Here is a 23,098-nt window from a genome sequence, read left to right as displayed (position 1 = left end):
CTTCTTTAGAAACAGTAGTAGGGTCTTTTAGAATAAGTTGCCCGATAGCTTTGAAGGTTTCACCGCGCTCTAAGCCCAATTGGATATCATTGCGGTCTGAAAGGGTAAGGTGTTTATGTTTTGTCATAGTAGACCTCATTTCTAACTCAAACGTCTCACACTTAATTCCACCATAAAAATCCGTTTGAGACTAATTTCCACTTCGGTTAGGTAAGTGGAAGTTACTTTGAGAAGTTACCGTCAACTTTGATTTATCCAATAAAATTGAAAAGAATGGAAAAAAGGTTGCATTTATGATATAATTTATTTTAAAGACCTTATTAGAAATCTTGAAAGAGTATTAAAAACTTAGAATGAGAAAAATTGTTATCAATGGTGGATTACCACTGCAAGGTGAAATCACTATTAGTGGTGCTAAAAATAGTGTTGTAGCCTTAATTCCGGCTATTATCTTGGCTGATGATGTGGTGACTTTGGATTGCGTTCCAGATATTTCGGATGTAGCCAGTCTTGTCGAAATCATGGAATTGATGGGAGCTACTGTTAAGCGTTATGACGATGTATTGGAGATTGACCCAAGAGGTGTTCAAAATATTCCAATGCCTTATGGAAAAATCAACAGTCTTCGTGCATCTTACTATTTTTATGGGAGCCTTTTGGGTCGTTTTGGTGAAGCGACAGTTGGTCTACCGGGAGGATGTGATCTTGGTCCTCGTCCGATTGACTTACACCTTAAGGCGTTTGAAGCTATGGGTGCCACTGTTAGCTACGAGGGAGATAACATGAAGTTATCTGCTAAAGATACAGGACTTCATGGTGCAAGTATCTACATGGATACGGTTAGTGTAGGGGCAACGATCAATACGATGATTGCTGCGGTTAAAGCGAATGGTCGTACTATTATTGAAAATGCAGCCCGTGAGCCTGAGATTATTGATGTAGCTACCCTCTTGAATAATATGGGTGCCCATATCCGTGGGGCAGGAACCAATATCATCATTATTGATGGTGTTGACAAATTACATGGAACCCGTCATCAGGTGATTCCAGACCGCATTGAAGCTGGAACATATATTTCCTTAGCTGCTGCAGTTGGTAAAGGAATTCGTATAAATAATGTTCTTTACGAACACCTAGAAGGATTTATTGCTAAGCTGGAAGAAATGGGAGTGAGAATGACTGTATCTGAAGACAGCATTTTTGTCGAAGAGCAGTCTAATTTGAAAGCAATCAATATTAAGACAGCTCCTTACCCAGGCTTTGCAACTGATTTGCAACAACCGATTACCCCTCTTTTACTAAGAGCGAATGGTCGTGGTACAATTGTTGATACGATTTACGAAAAACGTGTAAATCATGTTTTTGAACTAGCAAAGATGGATGCGGATATTTCGACAACAAATGGTCATATTTTGTACACGGGTGGACGTAATTTGCGTGGAGCCAGTGTTAAAGCGACCGACTTAAGAGCTGGTGCAGCTTTGGTTATTGCTGGTTTGATGGCCGAGGGACAAACTGAAATTACAAATATCGAGTTTATCTTACGTGGATATTCAGATATTATTGAAAAATTACGTAATCTAGGAGCGGATATTACACTTGTTGAGGATTAAACCGTAGAGGTGTTTATGAATATTTGGACCAAATTAGCAATGTTTTCTTTTTTTGAAACGGATCGCTTGTATTTGCGTCCTTTCTTTTTTAGTGATAGTCAGGACTTCCATGAGATAGCTTCGAATCCAGAAAATCTTCAATTTATTTTCCCGACTCAGGCAAGTCTGGAAGAGAGTCAATATGCGTTGGCCAATTACTTTATGAAGTCCCCTTTGGGAGTATGGGCTATTTGTGACAAGAAAACTGAAAAAATGATTGGTTCTGTTAAGTTTGAAAAGTTAGATGAAATCAAAAAAGAAGCTGAGCTTGGCTATTTTTTGAGAAAAGATGCTTGGTCGCAAGGATTTATGACAGAGGTTGTTAGAAAAATTTGTCAACTTTCTTTTGAGGAATTTGGCTTAAAACAATTATCCATCATTACCCACCTTGAAAATGAAGCTAGCCAACGGGTTGCTCTTAAGTCTGGATTCCGTTTGTTTCGTCAGTTTAAAGGAAGTGATCGCTACACAAGAAAAATGCGGGATTATCTTGAATTTCGGTATGTAAAAGGAGAATTCAATGAGTAAGCATCAGGAAATTCTAAGCTATTTGGAAGAATTACCAGTAGGTAAAAGGGTCAGTGTTCGTAGCATTTCCAACCATCTAGGAGTTAGTGATGGAACAGCCTATCGGGCCATTAAAGAAGCTGAAAACCGTGGAATTGTGGAGACTCGACCAAGAAGTGGTACTATCCGCGTCAAATCCCAGAAAGTTGCGATTGAAAGATTAACTTTTGCTGAAATTGCAGAAGTGACTTCTTCTGAGGTTCTGGCTGGGCAAGAAGGTTTAGAGAGAGAATTTAGTAAGTTTTCAATCGGTGCTATGACTGAACAAAATATCCTGTCCTACCTTCATGATGGGGGACTCTTGATTGTCGGAGACCGTACCCGTATCCAACTGTTAGCACTTGAAAATGAAAATGCCGTTCTGGTTACAGGTGGATTTCAGGTTCATGATGATGTTCTTAAACTGGCCAATCAAAAAGGAATTCCTGTTCTGAGAAGCAAGCACGACACTTTCACTGTCGCGACCATGATCAATAAAGCCTTGTCAAATGTCCAAATCAAGACTGATATTTTGACAGTTGAGAAGCTTTATCGTCCAAGTCATGAGTATGGTTTTCTGAGAGAGACAGACACTGTTAAAGATTATTTGGACTTAGTTCGTAAGAATCGAAGCAGTCGTTTTCCAGTTATTAACCAACATCAGGTTGTCGTTGGAGTTGTAACTATGAGAGATGCGGGCGATAAGTCACCAAGTACCACAATTGACAAGGTTATGTCGCGTAGTCTATTTTTAGTTGGATTATCGACAAATATTGCCAATGTTAGTCAACGGATGATTGCTGAAGACTTTGAAATGGTACCAGTTGTTCGGAATAATCAAACCTTGCTTGGAGTTGTGACACGACGAGATGTCATGGAGAAGATGAGCCGTTCCCAAGTTTCGGCTCTACCGACTTTTTCTGAGCAGATTGGACAAAAACTTTCTTATCACCATGATGAAGTAGTGATTACAGTGGAACCCTTTATGCTTGAGAAAAACGGTGTTTTAGCTAACGGTGTATTGGCGGAGATACTGACTCACATGACCCAAGATTTGGTTGTGAATAGTGGCCGCAATCTCATTATCGAGCAAATGCTGATCTACTTTTTGCAGGCTGTTCAGATAGATGATATACTGCGCATTCAAGCACGGATTATTCATCATACGAGACGATCAGCTATTATTGACTACGATATTTATCATGGTCACCAGATTGTTTCAAAAGCAAATGTAACCGTTAAAATTAATTAGAAACTAGGAGAAAAAATGATAACATTAAAATCAGCTCGTGAAATCGAAGCTATGGATAAGGCCGGTGATTTTCTAGCAAGTATTCATATCGGCTTACGTGATTTGATTAAGCCTGGCGTAGATATGTGGGAAGTTGAAGAGTATGTCCGCCGTCGTTGTAAGGAAGAAAATTTCCTTCCGCTTCAGATTGGGGTTGACGGTGCAATGATGGACTATCCTTATGCTACCTGTTGCTCTCTTAACGATGAAGTAGCTCACGCTTTCCCTCGTCACTATATCTTGAAAGATGGTGATTTGCTCAAAGTTGATATGGTTTTGGGAGGCCCAATTGCTAAATCTGATTTGAATGTCTCAAAATTAAACTTCAACAATGTTGAGCAAATGAAAAAATACACTCAGAGCTATTCTGGTGGTCTGGCAGACTCTTGTTGGGCTTATGCTGTAGGTACACCGTCCGAAGAAGTGAAAAACTTGATGGATGTAACCAAAGAAGCTATGTACAAGGGTATTGAGCAAGCTGTTGTTGGAAATCGTATTGGTGATATTGGAGCAGCTATTCAAGAATATGCTGAAAGTCGTGGATACGGTGTAGTGCGTGATTTGGTTGGTCATGGTGTTGGCCCAACCATGCATGAAGAACCAATGGTTCCGAACTATGGTATTGCAGGTCGAGGACTCCGTCTTCGTGAAGGAATGGTCTTGACTATTGAACCAATGATCAATACAGGTGACTGGGAAATTGATACAGATATGAAGACTGGTTGGGCCCATAAGACCATTGACGGTGGATTGTCATGTCAGTATGAACACCAATTTGTCATTACGAAAGATGGACCTGTTATTTTGACTAGTCAAGGTGAAGAAGGGACTTATTAATAAAAAGTGAAAAGACTACTGGAAGTTTATTTTGATAAAAAATCTAGTAGATCTTTTTATAATAAAACGCATTGTATCAAGCTTTAAGTACCTGGTATAATGCGTTTTTCTGATTTTAAGATTTTTTTCAACTCTGTTTGTAACCACATCATAACAGAGGATCTAGGATTCAGGGCTTTCCTCCTATATACTATTAGTAAAGCAAAACTAGGGGAGAATATTTTAGTGTCGCAATCTATTGTTCGTGTAGAGGTTTTACGATATCGTTGTTTTGGTTTTAAAAAGATAAATGGAATTCTGTTTAACGTTCGTATTGCCAATCTTAAATTTACTTTTTTATATTGAGGTATTGAGCTAGTTTATGAAAAAATTGAGTGAAAGAGTCGAGTGTTTTAGAAACCCACAGTGTAGTATTCTAGTTTCAATCCACTATATTTTGCTACTCCCCGTAAAGTTTCTATTTTCCCTGAATTCTGATATAATAGAAATATTGACTTCAAGAGTAAGGAAGAGAAGATGAACGCATTATTAAATGGAATGAATGACCGTCAGGCTGAGGCGGTACAAACGACAGAAGGTCCCTTGTTGATCATGGCGGGGGCTGGTTCTGGAAAGACTCGAGTTTTGACCCACCGCATTGCTTATCTGATTGATGAAAAGCTGGTCAATCCTTGGAATATCTTGGCCATTACCTTTACTAATAAGGCTGCGCGTGAGATGAAAGAGCGTGCTTATAACCTCAATCCAGCCACTCAGGACTGTCTGATTGCGACTTTTCACTCCATGTGTGTTCGTATTCTGCGTCGTGATGCGGATCATATTGGCTACAACCGTAATTTTACTATTGTGGATCCTGGTGAACAGCGAACTCTTATGAAACGCATTCTTAAGCAGTTAAACTTGGATCCGAAAAAATGGAATGAACGGAGCATCTTGGGGACTATTTCCAATGCCAAGAATGACTTGATTGATGATGTGGCTTATGCTGCCCAAGCTGGCGATATGTACACGCAAATTGTGGCCCAGTGTTATACAGCCTATCAGAAAGAACTGCGTCAGTCGGAGTCGGTTGACTTTGATGATTTGATTATGCTGACCCTGCGTCTCTTTGATCAAAATCCTGATGTTTTGACTTATTATCAACAGAAATTCCAATACATCCACGTTGATGAGTACCAAGATACCAACCATGCTCAGTACCAATTGGTCAAACTCTTGGCTTCCCGTTTTAAAAATATCTGTGTTGTTGGAGATGCGGACCAGTCTATCTACGGTTGGCGTGGTGCTGATATGCAGAATATCTTGGACTTCGAGAAAGATTATCCTCAAGCCAAGGTTGTTTTGTTGGAGGAGAATTACCGTTCAACCAAAACTATTCTCCAAGCGGCCAATGAGGTTATTCAAAACAATAAAAACCGCCGTCCTAAGAATCTCTGGACCCAAAACGCTGATGGGGAACAAATCGTTTACTATCGTGCCGATGATGAGCTAGATGAGGCTGTATTTGTAGCCAGAACCATCGATGAACTTAGTCGCAGTCAAAACTTTCTTCACAAGGATTTTGCAGTTCTCTATCGTACAAATGCGCAGTCTCGTACCATTGAAGAAGCCCTGCTCAAGTCAAATATCCCTTATACAATGGTCGGAGGGACCAAGTTCTACAGCCGTAAGGAAATTCGTGATATTATTGCCTACCTCAACCTTATTGCTAATTTGAGTGATAATATTAGTTTTGAACGTATTATTAACGAGCCTAAACGTGGAATTGGCCCAGGTACTGTTGAGAAAATCCGTGATTTTGCGAATATGCAAGACATGTCTATGTTAGATGCTTCAGCTAATATCATGTTATCTGGTATCAAGGGTAAGGTATCTCAGTCTATCTGGGATTTTGCCAATATGATTCTAGATTTACGAGAGCAGCTAGATCACTTAACTATTACAGAGTTGGTTGAGGCTGTTCTAGAAAAAACAGGATACGTCGATATTCTTAATGCCCAAGCAACTCTAGAAAGCAAGGCTCGGGTTGAAAATATCGAAGAGTTCCTTTCTGTGACAAAAAACTTTGATGACACCTCTGATGTGGCAGAAGAAGAAACTGGTCTGGACAAACTGAGTCGTTTCTTAAATGACTTGGCCTTGATTGCCGACACAGATTCAGGTAGTCAGGAGACATCAGAAGTGACCTTGATGACCCTGCATGCTGCCAAAGGTCTAGAGTTTCCAGTTGTATTTTTGATTGGGATGGAAGAAAATGTCTTCCCGCTTAGCCGTGCAGCTGAAGATCAAGATGAACTAGAAGAAGAGCGCCGTCTAGCCTATGTAGGAATTACGCGTGCAGAGAAAATTCTCTATCTGACCAATGCCAACTCGCGCCTGCTTTTCGGTCGTACCAACTACAACCGTCCGACTCGTTTTATTAATGAAATTAGTTCAGACTTGCTTGAGTATCAAGGATTGGCCCGTCCAGCCAATGCAAGCTTTAAGGCATCATATAGCAGTGGTGGTCTTGCCTTCGGTCAAGGTATGAGTCTGGCTCAAGCTCTTCAAGACCGTAAACGTAGTGCCGCCCCAAGAACTATCCAATCAAGCGGTCTCCCATTTGGTCAATTTACAGCTGGCGCAAAATCAGCGTCTAGTGAGACAAATTGGTCCATTGGTGATATTGCCCTCCACAAGAAGTGGGGAGAGGGAACCGTTCTGGAAGTTTCAGGTAGTGGTGCTACGCAGGAATTGAAAATCAATTTCCCAGAAGTAGGTTTGAAAAAACTTTTAGCCAGTGTGGCTCCAATTGAGAAAAAAATCTAATTTTTCATCCTTCTCACGAATAATAAAGTGAGGAGGATTTTTATGTACAGTATTTCATTTCAAGAAGATTCATTATTGCCAAGAGAAAGACTGGCCAAGGAAGGAGTTGAAGCGCTCAGTAATCAAGAGTTGCTAGCTATTTTACTTAGGACAGGAACACGTCAAGCCAGCGTTTTTGAAATTGCCCAGAAAGTCTTGAGCAATCTTTCAAGCCTAACGGATTTGAAAAAAATGACCCTGCAGGAATTGCAGAGTCTGTCTGGTATCGGTCGTGTTAAGGCTATAGAGTTGCAAGCTATGATTGAATTGGGGCATCGTATTCACAAATACGAGACCCTTGAAATGGAAAGTATTCTCAGTAGTCAAAAGTTGGCCAAGAAGATGCAACAGGAATTAGGGGACAAAAAACAAGAGCACCTGGTGGCGCTCTATCTCAATACTCAAAATCAAATCATCCATCAACAGACCATTTTTATCGGTTCTGCCACTCGTAGTATCGCTGAGCCGCGAGAGATCCTTCACTATGCAATCAAGCATATGGCGACTTCTCTCATCTTGGTTCACAATCATCCTTCAGGAGCGGTAGCGCCTAGCCGAAATGATGATCATGTCACTAAACTTGTCAAAGAAGCCTGCGAACTGATGGGGATTGTCCTCTTGGACCATTTGATTGTCTCACAATCTAGTTACTTTAGTTACCGTGAAAAGACGGATTTAATCTAAAGTTCATTAACGACATAATCAAAGAGATTTTTATCCTTGGGACGATTTTCAAATAGAAATTCTGGATGCCATTGGACACCGAGAAAGGCGACATCATCCGTACTCATAACAGCTTCTATAATACCATCTTTAGGATCATGAGCCGCAATCTTTAAATTTGGTGCTAAATCCTTGATGCTCTGGTGGTGGAAGGAGTTGATATGGGAGATTTCTCCATAGATTTCTCGAAGAACAGTATTTGGTTCTGTCACCAAGCGTTGAGTTGTGTATTCGGCAGAACAATCCTGCCAGTGGTCTTCTATATCTTGGTACAAAGTTCCACCCATGGCAACGTTAAAAAGCTGAGTCCCACGACAGACAGAGAAAATCGGCTTTTGCTGTTTGATAGCTTCCTTGATGAGGGCTAGTTCGAATATATCTCTTTGAAGGTGGTAGTCATCGCTATCAATAGTTTTTGGTTCACCATAGAATTTTGGATCAACATTTTGCCCACCTGTCAAGATGAGCTTGTCAATCATACTGATATAGTGGCAGGCCATTTCTTGATCACCAATCGGTAGGATGATGGGAATCCCTCCAGCGTCTTTAACGCCTTCAACAAAGCCTTTTGCTGCGTAGCTCATCATGATGTCATCATCTGGATGAGTTTTTTCGTTTCCTGTAATCCCTATAACTGGTTTTTTCATAAAATGATTTTCGCTTTCTAATCCTCTTTTCTCATGAAATAGAGGAGGGTTTGGAGTTCACTTGTCAAATCGACATACTGAACGACCACGTCCTTTGGTAAATGCAGATGGACTGGTGAAAAACTGAGAATTCCTTTCACGCCAGCATCCACCAAGAGATTGGCAACCTCTTGTGACTTGACGCTGGGAACGGTCAGGATAGCAGTTTTGACATCAGCATCCTTGATTTTATCCTTGATTTTATCCTTGATTTGAGAAATTCCGTAAATGGGAATCCCATCAGGAGTTTGGCTACCGACTTCAGGATGGTCATCCAGGTCAAAGGCCATGATAATCTTCATCTTGTTACGCTCGTGGAAGCGGTAGTGGAGAAGGGCATGGCCCATATTTCCAATACCAACCAGCATGACATTGGTAATAGAGTTATCATTGAGTAAATCGGCAAAAAACGTCATCAGTTTTTTAACATCATAGCCAAAACCACGACGACCTAGTTCACCAAAATAGGAAAAATCCCGACGTACGGTCGCTGAATCAATACCGATAGCCTCTGCAATTTGCTTAGAGTTGGCACGTTCAATCTTTTCTGCATGAAATCTCTTAAAAATTCGATAGTAGAGAGAGAGTCTTTTCGCTGTAGCTTTTGGAATAGCAGACTGTTTATCTTTCACAAAATCACAACCTTTCTATTCTTCTATTTTATAGAAACATTGTGAAAAAATCAACAAAAACAAGAAAAAACTAAGAAAAATCTTAGTTTTGATGTAAAAAATCTGCATGTGATAGAAAACGGTAGAGGTCTCCGACCAGTCCTTGGTAAACTTCCTGCTCTTGAAAGGTCAAAGAAGTTACATAAAGTGTATCTGGCAGAGTCACACATCCTGATAGAGCCAGCATGAGAGCCTCGTAATCCTCATACTTGAGAGTGCGCTCTACATGATAGCTGTCCTTATAGGTCAGTTCAAACATATGGGACCTATCTTTCCGATTTTGTGAAGACACCACGTTCTACCAAGCTATCCATGAGGAAATAGAATTTTTCCTGATGAATGTGGTGGTCTTCTGATTTGAAAATATCAACCAGACGAAGGCCAAACTTGTCAGTGATATTGATTTTAGCCCCTGTAAGTTCCTTGTTAATGATGATTTTGAGTTGGAATCCTTCACCGCTGTTTGGCACTTTTTCCAAAAGGCGAGTCAGTTCATAGTTACCAACTTTTGTCTCAAAAAAGGTGTTATCTTTGAGGGTGAATTTTTTAACAGAAGGGCTAAGAGTGTAGTCGTAACGACAATTTTTTAACTGAATGGTTTTTTCAAATGCCATATGGCTAACCTCCGATAATTTCTTTTAAGTTTTTTGCGAGGGTTTGTAGGTCTTCAACGGTATTTTGTGGCGACAAACTGATACGAACGGATTCCTTCAAGCGTTCTGAATTTGCTCCGTACATAGCTTCAAGAACATGGCTGGATTGGACAATGCCTGCCGTACAGGCTGAGCCAGTAGAGATTGAAATTCCAGCTAAATCTAGACGAAGGAGTAAGAGGTCGTTTTTCTGGCCAGGAAATCCAATATTGAGGACATAAGGGAGATGATGGTCTCCTCTGTTCAAGTAATATTGAATACCCTCTAGCTCTGCCAGAAAGGCAGTTTCTAGATTTTGTACATGTTGAAAATGTTCTTCTTGCTGTTCTAGGTCCTCTTTTAGGGCTGCAATCATGCCTACGATAGCAGCTAAATTTTCAGTTCCTGCACGTTTTTTCTGTTCTTGGTCTCCGCCATGTAGATAGGAATCAAAATCCATGCTAGATGCGTAGAGAAAGCCGATTCCCTTAGGACCATGGAACTTGTGGGCAGAAGCAGTGAGAAAATCAATGCCCAATTCTTCTGGGTGTATAGGGATTTTACCAATAGCCTGAACTGCATCGACATGATAGGCGGCTGGGTGTTGCTTGAGTATTTGGCCAATTTCAGCAATGGGCAGTAGGTTTCCAGTCTCATTATTGGCAAACATGGTAGAAACCAAAATCGTATCGTCACGTAAGGCCTCTTGAATTTGCTGGGCTGTGATTTCTTGATTTTCTGGTTGAATAATGGTTGCTTCAAACCCAAAGTGTTGAACCAAGTAATCAATGGTTTCAAGGACAGCATGGTGTTCAATGGCAGTTGTGATGATATGTTTTCCTTGTTCTTGGTGACGAAGGCAGTAGCCAATGATAGCAGTATTGTTGCCTTCAGTCCCACCAGAAGTGAAAAAGATATGTTGAGGTTTTGTCCCCAGTAACTGGGCTAGTTCCTGACGGGCTTCTCGTAAGAGTTTACCAGCTTGACGACCATGACCATGAATACTAGAAGGGTTGCCGTAGGTTTCTTGCATCACCTTGGTCATAGCTGAAATAGCAACTGCTGACATAGGAGTTGTCGCAGCATTGTCCAAATAAATCAAAGAATCACCTTATTTCTTTTTGTTGTAGGCAAAGAGTGGGCTGACTGGTTTTCTTTCGTGGATACGGACGATGGCATCACCAATTAACTCACTAGCAGTGATGTAGCATACGTTTTTAGGAGTTTTTTCTTTTGTTGCTACTGAATCAGTCACAAGAATTTCTTTAATCTTAGTATTGTCAAGAAGTTCAGCAGCTCCTTCGACGAAGAGACCGTGGCTAGAAACAGCATAAATTTCTGTAGCCCCTTCACGTTCAACGATTTTAGCAGCTTCAGAGAAGGTACGTCCTGTGTTAAGAATATCATCAATCAAGATGGCTTTCTTACCTTCAACATCACCAATAATGTAACCTTCGTTACGAGTTGCATCGTCTTGAGGGTAATCGATAATGGCGATAGGAGCATCAAGATACTCAGCCAAGCTACGAGCACGTTTGACACCTGAATTTTTAGGGCTGACGACAACAACATCTGAGCCAAGGAGGCCCTTATCGCAATAGTGTTTTGCAAATAGGGGAACAGTGAAAAGATTATCCACTGGAATATCAAAGAAACCTTGAACCTGAACGGCATGCAAATCAAGAGTCAGGATACGATCAACCCCAGCCTTAACTAGCATATTAGCAACTAGTTTAGCTGTAAGTGGCTCACGTGGTGAAGCAATGCGGTCTTGACGTGCATAGCCAAAATATGGAAGGACAACGTTGATACTGTGGGCACTTGCGCGCACACAAGCGTCGACCATGATAAGCAATTCCATTAGGTGGTTGTTAACAGGGAAACTTGTTGATTGGATGATGTACACATCATAACCACGGACACTTTCTTCGATATTTACTTGGATTTCTCCGTCTGAAAATTGACGTGATGATAGTTTTCCAAGTGGGACACCAACAGCTTGGGCAATTTTCTGTGCAATCTCTTGGTTAGAGTTGAGTGCGAAAAGTTTCATGTTTTTTCTATCTGACATTATAGACCGTCCTCTGTAAACTTTATAAATCCTAGTGATATTTGCCTTACATATATGAACTGGGATTTTTGTATTTTTATCTTTTCTATTTTACCAAAAAATGGAGATTATTTCAGCTATTTTTCATACTTTTGACAAATCGAACCAATTTTGAAGGAGCTTTTTGATAGGAAATCTGATTTTTCTCTAAAAATTGTTGGAAATCCTGTTTGCCTTGCTCGTGATTTTCCACTTCAAGCTCCAATTCGTAATCCGTCATATCAAAGTATTGACTTTCATCCAGAGCCATGAGACCGATAGCTGTTTGCATTTCATAGCGAAGCGTTGTTAGACAACCAAGAACCTGCCATTCACTAGTTTGGATACCATGTTTAGCCAATTCATCAAGAACCAGCCCTTGAGGAAGTTCTTCCTTACTCAGATAGTTCTCAGCATCTTTTAGTTGCAATTTTTGGTTGTATTCCATGTTCCCAACACTTTGTGGGACTTTGAGTGTCAATTCTGCCCAGTCTTCAAAGGTTCGAATGCGCATAGCAACTTTCTTTTCTCGCAGCTCAAAATCAGGTGTGTCGATGTAGTAATTTTTTTGAAGAACAGAAGTGACACCTGTGAACTGGTCTTTTAGACGATCATACTCATCTTTTTTCAAGAGTGTTTTCAATTCAATTTCTAAATGTTTCATTTTTCTTACCTTTTCTTTATCTATGAAAGCGGATTATGGTATAAACTGCTCACAGCTTCCTAGTCCCTTGAAATCAGTGGGTTTCTAGCATGTCAACCAAAAGTGAATACGAGATTGAATACGGCATGACTTTTAGCTGGAGCGGATGAAATCCATGAGTTGATCGACGACTTCAAAACGTTGATTATCATTGATGTGGGTATACATATCAAGGGTGGTTTGAACATTGTTATGACCTAATCTGTCCGAAATGATTTTAGCTGTAACACCTGCTTCAAAGAGGAGAGAAGCGTGTGTGTGCCTGAAACCGTGAGGAGTGATTTTTTTGACATCCTTATGTTCACAAAAGAATCTTCTAAGTCTCTCTTTCACAGCTGAAGGAGAAATCCATCCTCCGAAACTATTCGTAAAGATATAATTCGAATCATGTTTGTAAGGTACGCCAGCCCGAAAATATTCTTTTATCTGCTGACGCTTCCAGATTTTTAATATATTTAGAGTTTCATCATCTAAAGTGATAACCCTCTTACTCATTTTGGTTTTAGGGCCCTGAACAGTTTGTTTTTTATTAACAACGACAGCTGTTCGAGAAATGCTTAATCGTTTATTTTCAAAGTCAACATCTGACCACATGAGCCCAAGAGCCTCACCACATCTCAAACCAGTAAAAGCTAGTAAGTGATAAAAGGTATACTCTACAGGCTTACAATCTACTCTGCAAACTTTAAGAAACTCCGTTAGCTCCTGTTTTGTATAGTGGTTCTCTTTGGCCTTTAAGGGTCTATTTTTAGGCTTGATAATCTTGTCTAAGGGATTTAACTTAATGATGTCAAGAGAAACGGCATACTTGAAAATACGGCTGATTACAGAGTAGTAATTAGCATAGAGGATATAGCGATTACTTAACTGGATAGCAACCTTTTGACAATAAGCTACACTGATCTGCTGGATTTTCATATCTGTAAAATACAAGTCAATCATAACATCAAGTTTTTTCTTAACGTTCTGATAGGTTGTTGGTTTCACAGTGCTCTTATAGCTATCAAGCCATAACTCAGCAACTTCAGCGAAAGTAGGGTTCTGAAAATCTTCATTGTTTGAAAAACCGTTCTCTTCAACATCTAAGAGAAGGTCACGTTCGGCAGCCTTTGCCTCTTTAATGGTTTTAAAACCACGTCTTGTTGTGCGTTTTTCTTTTCCAGTAGCAGGGTCTATGCCCAAATATGTTTGAAAGAGATATCTAGTCTCTCCTTTTTTTGTGATGTATTTTTTTATCATAAAAAAGTCCTTTCTTTTCGATTGCTTGCCCGCATAGTTGAAAAGGTGTAGAACTTATGATAAACTATAGTTGTATTTTTTTATCATCCTTTCCATTGCTTGCTTGATGGAAAGTTGAATCCTCACACTCAAAGTTTGGCGATGGAGAGTGTGGGGATTTTTTGTTGTCTTTTTTACTCTAGACCTGAGCTGATTTTAGAAGTCAACAAGAAAGAACCGTCGTCTTGTTTTGAAAACGAAAGAATAACGCTCTTATATTTGCTACCAGTAGAAGTATATGATACTGTCTTGCTGTCGTGGTCATTTACTGAACTAGTTGTCACATTGTTAGGTTCTCCGTGAACGCTAGCAACGTCATCGTAGTTAGTTCCACCAGCTCCATAGTTGATAATATCACCAACTTGAAGCGTATCAAACTGTTCTTTTGTCCAGTTAAATTTAGCATCTTCCTCTTTTTGAGATGATTCGATAGAAGAACTTACAGAGCTAACAGTCTCTTCAATGTTTTTACCTAGTTCTTTCAATGATTTAGCGTACATTGCTTGAGTTACTAATACAATAGCAATAGACACGACTGCTAGAACCGTCCCAATAATAGCTAGTGTTTTTGGTCTTTTTCGATTTACTGCAAAACCAATTAAACCGAAGATAAGAGCTAAAATAGCTAGAATGAATGAAAAATTATTGATGATAGGCATCCATGAGCCAAGTAGAGCAATTGCTCCAAAAATAATAGCTAAAATACCTAAAACTTTGCGTTCTTGTTTCATAATGAAACCTCTCTATCAGCTTTTAGTGTGGATCAGTTATTGCACATATTTTTATTTCTGTTTTTTACATGCCAACTATTTCCAAAATGGAAACAGTTGGCAGCTCGTCAGATAATAAAATAAGGTGTACCTCTTAGAAGTACACCAGACGATTTTATCCTTGACGAACAAGGCTTTTTTACATTCTTAGTGTATTTCTTTTTTTAATTTCTGTCAAACGTCAACTTATTTTAACGACTTATGTTTACTAGAATATGAAAAGAAAAGTAGCCGTATCAAATACGGCTACCATCACGATATGGATCTAAAATCCAAACCTAAACTTTATGGAGCTAAACTCCTGATAGCTGTATTGTAATATAATTTTCAAAAAATATCAATTTTGCACAATAGACTTCTTGGATATGGGGGACTATTGCCGAGTGCGGGGATTTTTTATATCACATTTGATAATAAAAGAGAATTTTCTAAGATATCTTTATGAGATAACAATATTATTTTATCTTTGCTATTTTCGTTAAATACCGCTAGGGTTTCTGCCACTTTATCAAATCTATGGTGTATATCGTCGACTACAGCAATATATTCAACGTTATCTTTATGGTTCTGTAAAATACGTGTATCCATTGCGAGTAATTTAGCCCTGTTGAGATCATTTCCGTTTGAAATAGTCCTTACAAGTCTTTCTTTTTTGATTGTGGGAATTGCGAAGTCAAATTGCACAGTTATCCCCTCTTTACCTGAATAAGACGGCCTTCTTGTAAAAAGAACCTCTCTCTGTACTAAGGTGTTTTCTATTTCGTCATGGAAAACATTTTTAATTGTTGTATCTCGTAAGACTATCATATCATTCACCTGCATAATAGTTTGGAGCAACCGTTGCTTTGCAAGTGGGAATTTTTCGAGGCTGGTTGTGATAAACAACTCTCCATTTTCAGCTCTCGTACCTAAATTGTTTACGATTGTATTTAGTAAGTTATTTTTGTATGTTGAACGATTTGAGAAACTAACGCCGTGACTTTTTAAATTGTTAATGGTCCATCCGTCATCTGTGAGTGTGACCCTACCATCTGATAAAAACTCAGCATATAGGATGATATGATCAAAATCATTATCTAAAAACGGTGTTCTAATTTCTACTATATTTTTCTCTAGATCATTGAACTTATACTCTTTTAATAACCAATCAAAATATATATTTTTTAGTGTATTTGAGTTATTCATCATCAGCCTCCGTCTTGATATGTGTATATTTGATGAATTCAGAAAATACGTCCACAATGTGAGTTAAATTAGGGAAGTCAGAATCTTCAAGCGGGATAGCAACTCTATCCTTTTTATCGTAGTGATTGGAGTATATATGAATGTGATTCCCCTCTACAATTGAGTCATCAGGATTCACATGTCTATTAGATGGATTAATGTCTACCCTAACTAAATGATTATGGGAATTTTTAAACCTAATATGAATGCTGTAGCGCTCAGGATTCATCCTTCCTCTGTATATGTGAAGTATATATTGAATGTCATCATCATCAATAATAGCTTCGTCTATATCTATTTTACCAAATAAAGACGAGATTGTAGTATGGATTTCATTAAAAGAAAGTTCGTTTTTGGGGTACTTCAGTTTGTTAATTAATTCTTGTACCTGCTGATCATTTAAGTCGTTGTAATTCATTTTTTCCTTACTCCCCTCTATACACCCCGATAACTGCATAGATCTTGATGTGTGTGTCTTCGGCTGGTGGGAAGTCTAGGATGATGTCTTCGTACTTGTCATTGAGTGATACGAGGCGTAAGCGTCCGTTTTCGGTATAGATCTTTTTGAAGTAAGAACGGTCTCCATATGCGATAACTGCCAAATCTCCGTTGTAGGTAGTCAGTCCCTTGTCTACTAAATAGAGGATATCTCCGTCTTGGTAGTCAGGCTGCATGGAGTCTCCGCTGACCTTAGTCGCAATATCGTGGCGTGGTGGTTGCTCGTCAACCTCTATAGTCTCTCTGTCTGTATCATCGTAACCAAATCCATAGTTAAATCCAGAAGCTGCTGCCGTCTCAGATACAACCTCAACTTGGTACAAGCTGATAACTTCCGATACTTCGTTTATCTTCGTTTCTTCTTCGTTTTGCTCTATGTACATCTCGCCGTTTGCTTTTTGTCTCTCCAGAAGCTCCTCAGAAGTCCGTAGGACGATTTTTTTATTATCTGGGGTTAATTGTACCACCTTGTTCGTTATCTGCTGTGTGAGCGAATCTGGGGACGCTGTGGGGGTGGTAACTTTAGAAAGACTAAATAGTTGTTGTGGCTCAACTTCGAGAGCAGCAGCATAAATTCTAATATCTGTTTCGTCTAATTGTCGTTTGCCGTTCTCATGATTGGATATAGTATTTTGTTTAAAACCAGTCAACTGTGACAATTCGTTTTGTGTCATTTTCTTAGATTTTCTGATTTCTTTAATAGAATTACCTAGTATATTCATAAACATTTCCTTTCTCTACCTATAATATATCACAATGAGATAAAAAAATAAATAAAAAAATCTCAAAAAGAGATAAAAAATCATTGGCTTATATCTCAAAATGAGATATAATAGTCTTGTAAGGTTGAGAAAGGCAATCTTAAGACAAGGAAAACAACAGAAAGGATGGACTAAATGAAAAAGCACAAAAAGAAAAGACTTACCAATGAAGTCAAGATCGGTTTGATAATAGCCCTCATCAATCTAATCTCTGCACTGGTAAATCTTATATCAAAACTCTTCTAGGAAGAGAGTGGAAGGGGCGAAAGCCCCAACCACTATTGTGTAATTTCATTATAGCACAAGGTAGAAAAAATGCAAAACAAAACCGCTAAATTTATCACTTGGTCTTTGATTGCCTTAACTATTCTAGTTATCATTATTACTTGGCTTATATAAGAGAGGAGAATTATTGTTGACAAATAAAGAGAAAATACGTTCTCAATTTCTTCTTCCTAAAATTCGATTAAGGGAAGAACGTAGAAAAAGAGAGCTTACTACGTTATACATGGCGGACTTGATTGGGTTAAAAAATCGTCGTCAGTATGAACTTAAAGAAAAAGGTCAGTTTCCTTTTCAGGATTATGAAATGGCAATTATTGCTAATAAATTCGGAATGAGTGAAACTGACTTATTCTTCAGTTAAAAATATCTCAAAAAGAGATAAAACAAACAAAAGTCAAAAAGGTCAAACTTTTTCAAAATCGATAGAATAATTCTATCAAAACTGTTGACAAGTACCAACAGTTTTGAAAAGACCTATTAGTAGAAAGGAAAAAGTCGATGTACGGAGCGAAAATGAGGGAGCTGAGAACGGCTCAAAAGCTGGGCTTGCGTGAGCTTGCCAAGCGAACCTTGATAGACTACACGACCTTGTCACGGATCGAGAACGACCTGAAGGCAGTGACGCTGTCGCAGGCGGTGGTCATCGCCAAGGCGCTAGGGTGTAGGGTGGAAGATATGTTGTAGGAGGAAATACTATGAACAACGCAGCGCAAAAAGTAACACGGATTGACAGAGATGCCTGGGAGATCGCTACGGAGCTGGCGAACGAGTACGGCGTATCTATTTGTCACATCATCAGTGAGAGCGTCCGCTACTGTGCAGAGAATGCCGAGTTTAAGGAGATGGACGTTGTCGTTAAACGGTTGGTAGTCGGCAGTAAGGTGCTGGAGTAGGAGGGGAAGAGATGAATGCAAATGTAAATGTATTTTATGAATTAACTTGTAAAGACTTGAACGAAGCGATTGACGCAAAAAATAAAATCATCGCCAATACACTTGACGATGAAACTGTTGAGATAAAAATTGAATTCTTACGTGATGTTTGAACTGTAAAATCGCTCGGAGATGGTTCTATCGTAGATCGCGTAATAGAGCCATGGTCGATTGTCTGATAGCTGTAGCTGGAGAATCGCTTTTATTGCTCTCGTTTACAGTGTAGAACATTGCAGATGCCAATGTAGCATCAAGTACAAACTTGTCTATATATTTGTGTTTCTTGCTATCGGAGTAAGTAATTGTCAGTGTAATTCGACCTTTATAATCTGGGTCTATTGATGATGTAAATTTTTGTCCTGGGGCAATCATATTTCCGATAAGTGAGTTGAAGCGGTGTACAGAATTCAATGGATCCAATTCGCCATCTATCTGAATATTATCTATATATGCTGGAGTTTGGCCAAAGTTTTTAAAAACAAAGGTACGTTGTTGATTTTTAACTGCATAGACATCTACATAAACATTAATATAAGGCTTTGCCATATCCTCTGTAGCTTTCTTTGTTTGCCAGAGTGAAATGGTATTAAAAACAAAACCGATAACTGCAATTATTACTGTGATATAGAGTGTCCAAATCTGGACATTATCATTGGTGATTTGTGGCATTAGATCACTTCCTTTCTGCTTTTATTATAGCAAAAAGGAGAGAAAAATAGAAAGGAGAGGAAGAGATGGCAAATAAGGAATTTAAAAATAGTTACTCAGTGAATCTACAACGTACAGAGAAGCTAAAATAGCGTGTGAGAAGCTATTTAGACAAGTCAGCCATGAGATAGAACTCAGAGCGCTGGAAAGTAATACAGTTTGACAAGAACGCAAAAAAGCACCTGACGAAGTCAGGCGCATACTAAAACAATTTAAACCATTATATCACAAAAATGCTTGCCCGCATAGTTGAGAGGATGTAGAAAATGGAAGGTATAACGTTACAATTACGATTAGACGGCGAAAGTGCTGAATTGTTCACAAATCAATTATTGGCTTTTGCTGAAAAGCAGGTCAAGGAGCAGTTAGAGAATGATCGTATGCCAATCAATCAACAGGCTTTGATGAAGAAGTTTGGCTTTACTCATGCCTATATTAAGAAATTAGAACGTAAAGGGTTAAGATTTCGTAAGCAAGGGAAAGATATTATGTACGATGTCAATGATGTTTATGAAATTTTGGAATTAGAGAAAGAAGTACGAAAATTAAGAGCGTAAGGAGATAGAAAAATGTTTGAACCACCGATTTTAGACCAGTTGATGGGTGTTGGAGCCTTGCTGCTTGGATTTGCAGGGGCTTATCGTCATATCAAACTGCAAGAAAAACGAGAGGAAGAAGAGAGACGAGAAGAGCAAGAATTTGCGTCTATGATTATCCAAGTGCGTAATCATGCATACGAACGTGGTAGAGAGGACAAATGGCAAGAAATTCGCAAGAATATTCGTCGTCCGTTCAAGGGCTTCACCTACGACAATGAACCGCCTGTAGGCTTGCGTCCAGAGCCGTTAGGCTTACCAGAACCTAAGACTTTTGTCATGAGGAGGGCAGGAAATGGAAGAATTGATTGAATGGCTATTCTGGCATGAGAGAGTGAATAAAGAAATGATGTCGTCTGATGAAGAAAAATCTGATTTCGAAATATATTTAGAGGACGAGAACAGGAAAATTTCACTTATCAAAGAATACCTAACCGACTATGGAAAACTAGCAAAGGACTATCGTGATGTGGTCTCTGAGAATAAACTGCTAAAGGTTGAGAAGATGGCGCTAGAAGGCAGGTACATCTATGAGGATATGCGGATGAAGTACCGCGCTAACCGTAGGAAATGGGGTGTGAAATTATGGCGTTAAAAAACAAGCGGTATTTCTGGATCCAGCTTGCTCAGGACTTCTTTAAGTCAAAGGAGATGAAACTACTTCGCAAGATTGCTGGCGGAGATACACATACCATCATTTATCTCAAAATGATGTTAATTAGCTTGGAAGACGGAGGGCATATTTACTACGATGGATTGGCTGACAATCTAGCTGAAGAAATCGCTCTTGTCATTGACGAAAATGTCGAAGATATTAAAATTACATTGATTTTTTTAGAAAGCAAAGGATTGTTGACTAGAAAAAATGACAGGGACTATTTCTTAGAGCAAGTTCCTGAGATGGTTGGGAGTGAAACAGCAACTGCCAGAAGGGTTCGCAAGTTTCGAGAGAACAAACAGGTGTTACATTGTAACACCGATGAAACAAAGTGTAACGGAGATATAGATATAGATAAAGAGATAGATATAGAGATAGAGAAAGATATAGATAAAAATAAAAATAAAAATAAAAATAAAAATCCAGTCGAGCTCATCGTGGAAGAATATCAATCTCGTATTGCTCCGTTAGATGGAACTCAATTTGAAATCTTGAAAGAGTTCATCACTTTGGATGGAATGGAAGCGAAAGTTGTTCTGAAAGCAATTGGTTTTGCTGCTGACAATGGTAAACGGAATTTTAGTTATATTAAAGCAATTTTGACGAATTGGAAAAAAGACGGAGTCTTGACGATTGCAGCAGTCGATGAACGTGAGCGAGCCTACAAAGAAAGTAAAATCAAGGGTCAGTCAGGGAATCAAAAATCAAATGTTCCTGAATGGTCTCAACCTAACTATGTGAATACCACGAGCGAGGAGGACAAGGAAGAGCTTGAAAAACGGAAACGTGAATTACTTGAAAGGCTTGAAAATAGAGGTGGCTGATGTTTATTTTAAGACATGGGACAAGAGAGGATAAGCCCTTTCTGATGTCCGCAGTTATCGGAGTGACTGGTTTGGACATTTCATATTCTGAGGAGAAGAAAGCCATGCGGTTTGTTTCTCGTGGGGCAGCCGTACAGGTTGGTAAGGCATTGAGGGGTTGCTTTGGGAACTTTTACCCTGTTGAGGTGGAGTGATGAAAGATATCAGAATACTAGATGCGTGTTGTGGCTCTCGAATGTTTTGGTTTAATAAAAAGGAACCACACACAACATACATGGATAGACGTGAAGAGGAATTTGAGATTCACAAAAAGAAAATCAACGTTAAGCCAGACATTGTTGCAGATTTTCGAGATATGCCATTTGATGATGAAACATTTAACCTTGTTGTATTTGATCCGCCACACCTTTTATGGGCTGGCCAGAAATCATTCATGCGTGCGCAATATGGACAACTAGACTTGTTGACTTGGAGATTAGATTTACAACAAGGTTTTGAAGAATGTTTTAGGGTTTTGAAAACAGGAGGAACACTTATTTTCAAGTGGTCTGATGCTCAAGTAAATGTTAAGGAAATTTTGGAATTAGTCCCACAACAACCACTTTTTGGGCAACAGCGTGGGACAACTCACTGGATGGCTTTTATGAAATTTTAGGAGGTATTGATGTTAAATCTTTACTTCGTCTATAACGGGCACTGCAAGTTTTTCCTTGGGAGGTTTGACAATGTCGATGATCTCATTGAGCAAATGGAAGATCATCAGTGGGCTTTCTCGGCTATCACTCATCCAAGGTTTCAGAAGCACATTGGTCAGCGGACGACACGGTTTGACTATGGTGCGAAGGATTGTTACTATTTAGCGACTTTTTCAGGAGGAGAAGAAAATGATTGAACTTATTAAAGAATTTGGAATGGCGATTCTGTGGTTATTTCTCGGCTACTTAATAGGGGAACGTGCAGCAAGAAAGGAAAAGAAAGATGATCAATAACGTTACATTGGTAGGGCGCTTAACGAAAGACCCTGAATTAAAATATACGCCGTCGAATGTGGCGGTTGCTACCTTTACTCTGGCGGTCAATCGGAACTTCAAGGGAGCAAACGGCGAGCGAGAGGCGGACTTCATCAACTGTATGATGTGGCGCAAGCAGGCGGAACTGTTCGCAGAATGGTGCAAGAAAGGCAATCTGGTCGGTGTGACAGGGCGCATCCAGACAAGGAATTATGAGAATCAGGAGGGGCGCAGGGTCTATCTGACTGAGGTGGTCGCAGATGGTTTTGAGCGACTTGAAAAGCGTGATGATACTGCTAACCGTTCGAACATTGAGGAACAAATGCCAGGATACGCCCTTGAAGAAGATGATTTTCCGTTTTAGTGGGAGGTGTTTGGTTGAAGTATGACAAACAGGCTGAGATTGAAGGACTGAAACGCACAATCGAGCAAAACGAAGAGAAGATAATCGAGTATTCGAAACCGTGCGATGCACGCAAGAGACGGATTAGAGCGCTGGAGCGCGATTTGTTGAAGAAAAAGAATAAAGAATTAAGACAGAAAGTAGAGGAGTTGGAAGATGATGGAAGAGTTAAAGCAAAAAGTTAATGAAGTATACAACTGGACGGTAGAAGACGGGAAACCCAAACCTCCCAAGCAAGATTTACCACAAGCGGTAAAAGACCGGGCGGATTATTTCTGGGAAATGACAGAAGATGGCATGACGTTTATGGGAGTGATGGAATGTATCTTCGCTGATGAAAGACCTAAAGAATACGATTTGGGAGCTACCAAGGATTGGTTGCCAAAATCTAAGGAGTTTGATGATTGGATTAGCTATTCGCCAAGCATGGCTCAGGTAGTTATTGCAGTTTATTTGATTTATGGAGGAAGCTAA

Annotated in this window: 34 protein-coding genes; 20 read left to right on the top strand and 14 right to left on the bottom strand. The window is 39.4% G+C overall.

Annotation, left to right across the window (positions count from 1 at the left end):
* Positions 1-127, bottom strand: a 127-nt coding sequence (locus HT697_RS05445; RefSeq protein ID WP_173262480.1) for a helix-turn-helix domain-containing protein, incomplete at its 3' end; no start/stop codon positions are given.
* Positions 128-353: 226 nt separating this feature from the next.
* On the opposite strand from HT697_RS05445, the gene HT697_RS05440 reads away from it, so the two are divergent.
* The 6 genes from HT697_RS05440 (at position 354) to radC (ending at position 7,857) form a co-directional block, all read left to right on the top strand.
* Positions 354-1,613, top strand: a complete 1,260-nt coding sequence (locus HT697_RS05440; RefSeq protein WP_173262476.1) for a UDP-N-acetylglucosamine 1-carboxyvinyltransferase — start codon at positions 354-356, stop codon at positions 1,611-1,613.
* Positions 1,614-1,628: 15 nt separating this feature from the next.
* Positions 1,629-2,180, top strand: a complete 552-nt coding sequence (locus tag HT697_RS05435) for a GNAT family N-acetyltransferase (RefSeq protein ID WP_050390791.1) — start codon at positions 1,629-1,631, stop codon at positions 2,178-2,180.
* Entirely contained in the window at positions 2,173-3,450 is a 1,278-nt protein-coding gene (spxR, locus tag HT697_RS05430; protein WP_023942527.1) for a CBS-HotDog domain-containing transcription factor SpxR, read from the top strand. The genes HT697_RS05435 and spxR overlap by 8 nt, the downstream gene beginning before the upstream one ends.
* A 15-nt stretch (positions 3,451-3,465) precedes the next feature.
* Positions 3,466-4,326, top strand: coding sequence for a methionyl aminopeptidase (locus tag HT697_RS05425; protein WP_000631543.1), 861 nt, complete (start codon positions 3,466-3,468; stop codon positions 4,324-4,326).
* A gap of 516 nt (positions 4,327-4,842) precedes the next feature.
* On the top strand, positions 4,843-7,134 hold the full coding sequence (gene pcrA, locus HT697_RS05420; RefSeq protein WP_173218399.1) for a DNA helicase PcrA: 2,292 nt from the start codon (positions 4,843-4,845) through the stop codon (positions 7,132-7,134).
* 42 nt (positions 7,135-7,176) lie between these two features.
* Positions 7,177-7,857: a DNA repair protein RadC gene (radC, locus tag HT697_RS05415; RefSeq protein ID WP_054392765.1), complete on the top strand. Its 681-nt coding sequence runs from the start codon at positions 7,177-7,179 to the stop codon at positions 7,855-7,857.
* Here radC and HT697_RS05410 read toward each other — a convergent pair.
* The 12 genes from HT697_RS05410 to HT697_RS05355 form a co-directional block, all read right to left on the bottom strand.
* The gene (locus HT697_RS05410) at positions 7,854-8,543 is read right to left on the bottom strand and encodes a gamma-glutamyl-gamma-aminobutyrate hydrolase family protein (RefSeq protein WP_023935878.1); all 690 of its coding nucleotides are present in this window, start codon (positions 8,541-8,543) and stop codon (positions 7,854-7,856) included. The two genes, radC and HT697_RS05410, sit on opposite strands and share 4 nt — an antisense overlap.
* Before the next feature lie 17 nt (positions 8,544-8,560).
* Positions 8,561-9,214, bottom strand: coding sequence for a redox-sensing transcriptional repressor Rex (locus tag HT697_RS05405; RefSeq protein WP_173262473.1), 654 nt, complete (start codon positions 9,212-9,214; stop codon positions 8,561-8,563).
* 82 nt (positions 9,215-9,296) lie between these two features.
* Positions 9,297-9,512 carry a DUF4649 family protein gene (locus HT697_RS05400; protein WP_173218401.1) on the bottom strand — a complete coding sequence of 72 codons (216 nt, stop codon included), beginning with the start codon at positions 9,510-9,512 and terminating at the stop codon, positions 9,297-9,299.
* Positions 9,513-9,519: 7 nt separating this feature from the next.
* On the bottom strand, positions 9,520-9,867 hold the full coding sequence (locus HT697_RS05395) for a DUF1831 domain-containing protein (protein WP_000863540.1): 348 nt from the start codon (positions 9,865-9,867) through the stop codon (positions 9,520-9,522).
* 4 nt (positions 9,868-9,871) lie between these two features.
* Positions 9,872-10,987 carry a cysteine desulfurase family protein gene (locus HT697_RS05390; RefSeq protein ID WP_023935874.1) on the bottom strand — a complete coding sequence of 372 codons (1,116 nt, stop codon included), beginning with the start codon at positions 10,985-10,987 and terminating at the stop codon, positions 9,872-9,874.
* 9 nt (positions 10,988-10,996) lie between these two features.
* Positions 10,997-11,956: a ribose-phosphate diphosphokinase gene (locus HT697_RS05385; RefSeq protein WP_004254210.1), complete on the bottom strand. Its 960-nt coding sequence runs from the start codon at positions 11,954-11,956 to the stop codon at positions 10,997-10,999.
* A 112-nt stretch (positions 11,957-12,068) separates the two neighbouring features.
* The gene (locus HT697_RS05380; protein WP_173218403.1) at positions 12,069-12,638 is read right to left on the bottom strand and encodes a CYTH domain-containing protein; all 570 of its coding nucleotides are present in this window, start codon (positions 12,636-12,638) and stop codon (positions 12,069-12,071) included.
* A 132-nt stretch (positions 12,639-12,770) separates the two neighbouring features.
* Complete coding sequence (locus HT697_RS05375; RefSeq protein WP_173218405.1) at positions 12,771-13,916, bottom strand: site-specific integrase; 1,146 nt, start codon at positions 13,914-13,916, stop codon at positions 12,771-12,773.
* Between the two features lie 173 nt (positions 13,917-14,089).
* The gene (locus HT697_RS05370; protein ID WP_173218407.1) at positions 14,090-14,686 is read right to left on the bottom strand and encodes a CD20-like domain-containing protein; all 597 of its coding nucleotides are present in this window, start codon (positions 14,684-14,686) and stop codon (positions 14,090-14,092) included.
* 435 nt (positions 14,687-15,121) lie between these two features.
* Positions 15,122-15,910: a DUF1828 domain-containing protein gene (locus tag HT697_RS05365; RefSeq protein ID WP_173218409.1), complete on the bottom strand. Its 789-nt coding sequence runs from the start codon at positions 15,908-15,910 to the stop codon at positions 15,122-15,124.
* Positions 15,903-16,367 carry a hypothetical protein gene (locus HT697_RS05360; protein ID WP_031233729.1) on the bottom strand — a complete coding sequence of 155 codons (465 nt, stop codon included), beginning with the start codon at positions 16,365-16,367 and terminating at the stop codon, positions 15,903-15,905. The genes HT697_RS05365 and HT697_RS05360 overlap by 8 nt, the downstream gene beginning before the upstream one ends.
* 7 nt (positions 16,368-16,374) lie before the next feature.
* Positions 16,375-17,169 (bottom strand): S24 family peptidase, encoded by a 795-nt coding sequence (locus tag HT697_RS05355; protein WP_173218411.1) that lies wholly within the window; start codon positions 17,167-17,169, stop codon positions 16,375-16,377.
* Positions 17,170-17,623: 454 nt separating this feature from the next.
* Between HT697_RS05355 and HT697_RS05350 the strand changes: the two genes are divergently transcribed.
* From HT697_RS05350 to HT697_RS05335, 4 genes are all read left to right on the top strand, one after another.
* Positions 17,624-17,854 (top strand): hypothetical protein, encoded by a 231-nt coding sequence (locus tag HT697_RS05350; protein ID WP_023938094.1) that lies wholly within the window; start codon positions 17,624-17,626, stop codon positions 17,852-17,854.
* A 137-nt stretch (positions 17,855-17,991) separates the two neighbouring features.
* Positions 17,992-18,177, top strand: coding sequence for a helix-turn-helix transcriptional regulator (locus HT697_RS05345; protein ID WP_000274132.1), 186 nt, complete (start codon positions 17,992-17,994; stop codon positions 18,175-18,177).
* A gap of 11 nt (positions 18,178-18,188) precedes the next feature.
* Complete coding sequence (locus HT697_RS05340; protein WP_001057655.1) at positions 18,189-18,386, top strand: hypothetical protein; 198 nt, start codon at positions 18,189-18,191, stop codon at positions 18,384-18,386.
* A gap of 11 nt (positions 18,387-18,397) precedes the next feature.
* On the top strand, positions 18,398-18,538 hold the full coding sequence (locus tag HT697_RS05335; protein ID WP_000993373.1) for a hypothetical protein: 141 nt from the start codon (positions 18,398-18,400) through the stop codon (positions 18,536-18,538).
* A 25-nt stretch (positions 18,539-18,563) separates the two neighbouring features.
* Here HT697_RS05335 and HT697_RS05330 read toward each other — a convergent pair whose 3' ends face one another.
* The gene (locus HT697_RS05330) at positions 18,564-19,094 is read right to left on the bottom strand and encodes a hypothetical protein (RefSeq protein ID WP_001135683.1); all 531 of its coding nucleotides are present in this window, start codon (positions 19,092-19,094) and stop codon (positions 18,564-18,566) included.
* A 305-nt stretch (positions 19,095-19,399) separates the two neighbouring features.
* Here HT697_RS05330 and HT697_RS05325 point away from each other — a divergent pair, with 305 nt between their 5' ends.
* The 10 genes from HT697_RS05325 to HT697_RS05280 all read left to right on the top strand — a co-directional run bounded on the left by HT697_RS05325 (position 19,400) and on the right by HT697_RS05280 (position 23,098).
* Positions 19,400-19,690 carry a hypothetical protein gene (locus HT697_RS05325; protein ID WP_023937079.1) on the top strand — a complete coding sequence of 97 codons (291 nt, stop codon included), beginning with the start codon at positions 19,400-19,402 and terminating at the stop codon, positions 19,688-19,690.
* Positions 19,691-19,702: 12 nt separating this feature from the next.
* The gene (locus HT697_RS05320; protein ID WP_173262470.1) at positions 19,703-20,041 is read left to right on the top strand and encodes a hypothetical protein; all 339 of its coding nucleotides are present in this window, start codon (positions 19,703-19,705) and stop codon (positions 20,039-20,041) included.
* A 34-nt stretch (positions 20,042-20,075) separates the two neighbouring features.
* Positions 20,076-20,324 carry a hypothetical protein gene (locus tag HT697_RS05315; protein ID WP_240147142.1) on the top strand — a complete coding sequence of 83 codons (249 nt, stop codon included), beginning with the start codon at positions 20,076-20,078 and terminating at the stop codon, positions 20,322-20,324.
* The gene (locus HT697_RS05310) at positions 20,315-21,211 is read left to right on the top strand and encodes a phage replisome organizer N-terminal domain-containing protein (protein ID WP_173218415.1); all 897 of its coding nucleotides are present in this window, start codon (positions 20,315-20,317) and stop codon (positions 21,209-21,211) included. The genes HT697_RS05315 and HT697_RS05310 overlap by 10 nt, the downstream gene beginning before the upstream one ends.
* Positions 21,211-21,405: a hypothetical protein gene (locus tag HT697_RS05305; RefSeq protein ID WP_173218417.1), complete on the top strand. Its 195-nt coding sequence runs from the start codon at positions 21,211-21,213 to the stop codon at positions 21,403-21,405. Before HT697_RS05310 ends, HT697_RS05305 begins: the two co-directional genes overlap by 1 nt.
* Positions 21,405-21,866 carry a class I SAM-dependent methyltransferase gene (locus HT697_RS05300; protein ID WP_173218419.1) on the top strand — a complete coding sequence of 154 codons (462 nt, stop codon included), beginning with the start codon at positions 21,405-21,407 and terminating at the stop codon, positions 21,864-21,866. The genes HT697_RS05305 and HT697_RS05300 overlap by 1 nt, the downstream gene beginning before the upstream one ends.
* 9 nt (positions 21,867-21,875) lie before the next feature.
* The gene (locus tag HT697_RS05295; protein ID WP_173218421.1) at positions 21,876-22,103 is read left to right on the top strand and encodes a hypothetical protein; all 228 of its coding nucleotides are present in this window, start codon (positions 21,876-21,878) and stop codon (positions 22,101-22,103) included.
* Between the two features lie 86 nt (positions 22,104-22,189).
* Entirely contained in the window at positions 22,190-22,585 is a 396-nt protein-coding gene (ssb, locus tag HT697_RS05290) for a single-stranded DNA-binding protein (RefSeq protein WP_000609557.1), read from the top strand.
* A 14-nt stretch (positions 22,586-22,599) separates the two neighbouring features.
* Complete coding sequence (locus tag HT697_RS05285; RefSeq protein ID WP_173218423.1) at positions 22,600-22,809, top strand: hypothetical protein; 210 nt, start codon at positions 22,600-22,602, stop codon at positions 22,807-22,809.
* Positions 22,781-23,098, top strand: coding sequence for a hypothetical protein (locus HT697_RS05280; RefSeq protein WP_173218425.1), 318 nt, complete (start codon positions 22,781-22,783; stop codon positions 23,096-23,098). The genes HT697_RS05285 and HT697_RS05280 overlap by 29 nt, the downstream gene beginning before the upstream one ends.

It is taken from the genome of Streptococcus sp. 1621, assembly GCF_013276615.1.
In the GTDB taxonomy this organism is placed as follows: Bacteria; Bacillota; Bacilli; order Lactobacillales; family Streptococcaceae; genus Streptococcus.
This window is presented reverse-complemented; position numbering and strand designations above follow the sequence as displayed.

Excerpts from the sequence above, each read along its gene's own strand:
- HT697_RS05440 (WP_173262476.1), top strand. The coding sequence starts at position 354 with ATGAGAAAAATTGTTATCAATGGTGGATTACCACTGCAAGGTGAAATC.
- HT697_RS05435 (WP_050390791.1), top strand. The coding sequence starts at position 1,629 with ATGAATATTTGGACCAAATTAGCAATGTTTTCTTTTTTTGAAACGGAT.
- spxR (WP_023942527.1), top strand. The coding sequence starts at position 2,173 with ATGAGTAAGCATCAGGAAATTCTAAGCTATTTGGAAGAATTACCAGTA.
- HT697_RS05425 (WP_000631543.1), top strand. The coding sequence starts at position 3,466 with ATGATAACATTAAAATCAGCTCGTGAAATCGAAGCTATGGATAAGGCC.
- pcrA (WP_173218399.1), top strand. The coding sequence starts at position 4,843 with ATGAACGCATTATTAAATGGAATGAATGACCGTCAGGCTGAGGCGGTA.
- radC (WP_054392765.1), top strand. The coding sequence starts at position 7,177 with ATGTACAGTATTTCATTTCAAGAAGATTCATTATTGCCAAGAGAAAGA.
- HT697_RS05410 (WP_023935878.1), bottom strand. The coding sequence starts at position 8,543 with ATGAAAAAACCAGTTATAGGGATTACAGGAAACGAAAAAACTCATCCA.
- HT697_RS05400 (WP_173218401.1), bottom strand. The coding sequence starts at position 9,512 with ATGTTTGAACTGACCTATAAGGACAGCTATCATGTAGAGCGCACTCTC.
- HT697_RS05395 (WP_000863540.1), bottom strand. The coding sequence starts at position 9,867 with ATGGCATTTGAAAAAACCATTCAGTTAAAAAATTGTCGTTACGACTAC.
- HT697_RS05385 (WP_004254210.1), bottom strand. The coding sequence starts at position 11,956 with ATGTCAGATAGAAAAAACATGAAACTTTTCGCACTCAACTCTAACCAA.
- HT697_RS05380 (WP_173218403.1), bottom strand. The coding sequence starts at position 12,638 with ATGAAACATTTAGAAATTGAATTGAAAACACTCTTGAAAAAAGATGAG.
- HT697_RS05375 (WP_173218405.1), bottom strand. The coding sequence starts at position 13,916 with ATGATAAAAAAATACATCACAAAAAAAGGAGAGACTAGATATCTCTTT.
- HT697_RS05370 (WP_173218407.1), bottom strand. The coding sequence starts at position 14,686 with ATGAAACAAGAACGCAAAGTTTTAGGTATTTTAGCTATTATTTTTGGA.
- HT697_RS05365 (WP_173218409.1), bottom strand. The coding sequence starts at position 15,910 with ATGAATAACTCAAATACACTAAAAAATATATATTTTGATTGGTTATTA.
- HT697_RS05360 (WP_031233729.1), bottom strand. The coding sequence starts at position 16,367 with ATGAATTACAACGACTTAAATGATCAGCAGGTACAAGAATTAATTAAC.
- HT697_RS05355 (WP_173218411.1), bottom strand. The coding sequence starts at position 17,169 with ATGAATATACTAGGTAATTCTATTAAAGAAATCAGAAAATCTAAGAAA.
- HT697_RS05345 (WP_000274132.1), top strand. The coding sequence starts at position 17,992 with ATGTACGGAGCGAAAATGAGGGAGCTGAGAACGGCTCAAAAGCTGGGC.
- HT697_RS05340 (WP_001057655.1), top strand. The coding sequence starts at position 18,189 with ATGAACAACGCAGCGCAAAAAGTAACACGGATTGACAGAGATGCCTGG.
- HT697_RS05335 (WP_000993373.1), top strand. The coding sequence starts at position 18,398 with ATGAATGCAAATGTAAATGTATTTTATGAATTAACTTGTAAAGACTTG.
- HT697_RS05330 (WP_001135683.1), bottom strand. The coding sequence starts at position 19,094 with ATGCCACAAATCACCAATGATAATGTCCAGATTTGGACACTCTATATC.
- HT697_RS05325 (WP_023937079.1), top strand. The coding sequence starts at position 19,400 with ATGGAAGGTATAACGTTACAATTACGATTAGACGGCGAAAGTGCTGAA.
- HT697_RS05320 (WP_173262470.1), top strand. The coding sequence starts at position 19,703 with ATGTTTGAACCACCGATTTTAGACCAGTTGATGGGTGTTGGAGCCTTG.
- HT697_RS05315 (WP_240147142.1), top strand. The coding sequence starts at position 20,076 with ATGATGTCGTCTGATGAAGAAAAATCTGATTTCGAAATATATTTAGAG.
- HT697_RS05310 (WP_173218415.1), top strand. The coding sequence starts at position 20,315 with ATGGCGTTAAAAAACAAGCGGTATTTCTGGATCCAGCTTGCTCAGGAC.
- HT697_RS05305 (WP_173218417.1), top strand. The coding sequence starts at position 21,211 with ATGTTTATTTTAAGACATGGGACAAGAGAGGATAAGCCCTTTCTGATG.
- HT697_RS05300 (WP_173218419.1), top strand. The coding sequence starts at position 21,405 with ATGAAAGATATCAGAATACTAGATGCGTGTTGTGGCTCTCGAATGTTT.
- HT697_RS05295 (WP_173218421.1), top strand. The coding sequence starts at position 21,876 with ATGTTAAATCTTTACTTCGTCTATAACGGGCACTGCAAGTTTTTCCTT.
- ssb (WP_000609557.1), top strand. The coding sequence starts at position 22,190 with ATGATCAATAACGTTACATTGGTAGGGCGCTTAACGAAAGACCCTGAA.
- HT697_RS05280 (WP_173218425.1), top strand. The coding sequence starts at position 22,781 with ATGATGGAAGAGTTAAAGCAAAAAGTTAATGAAGTATACAACTGGACG.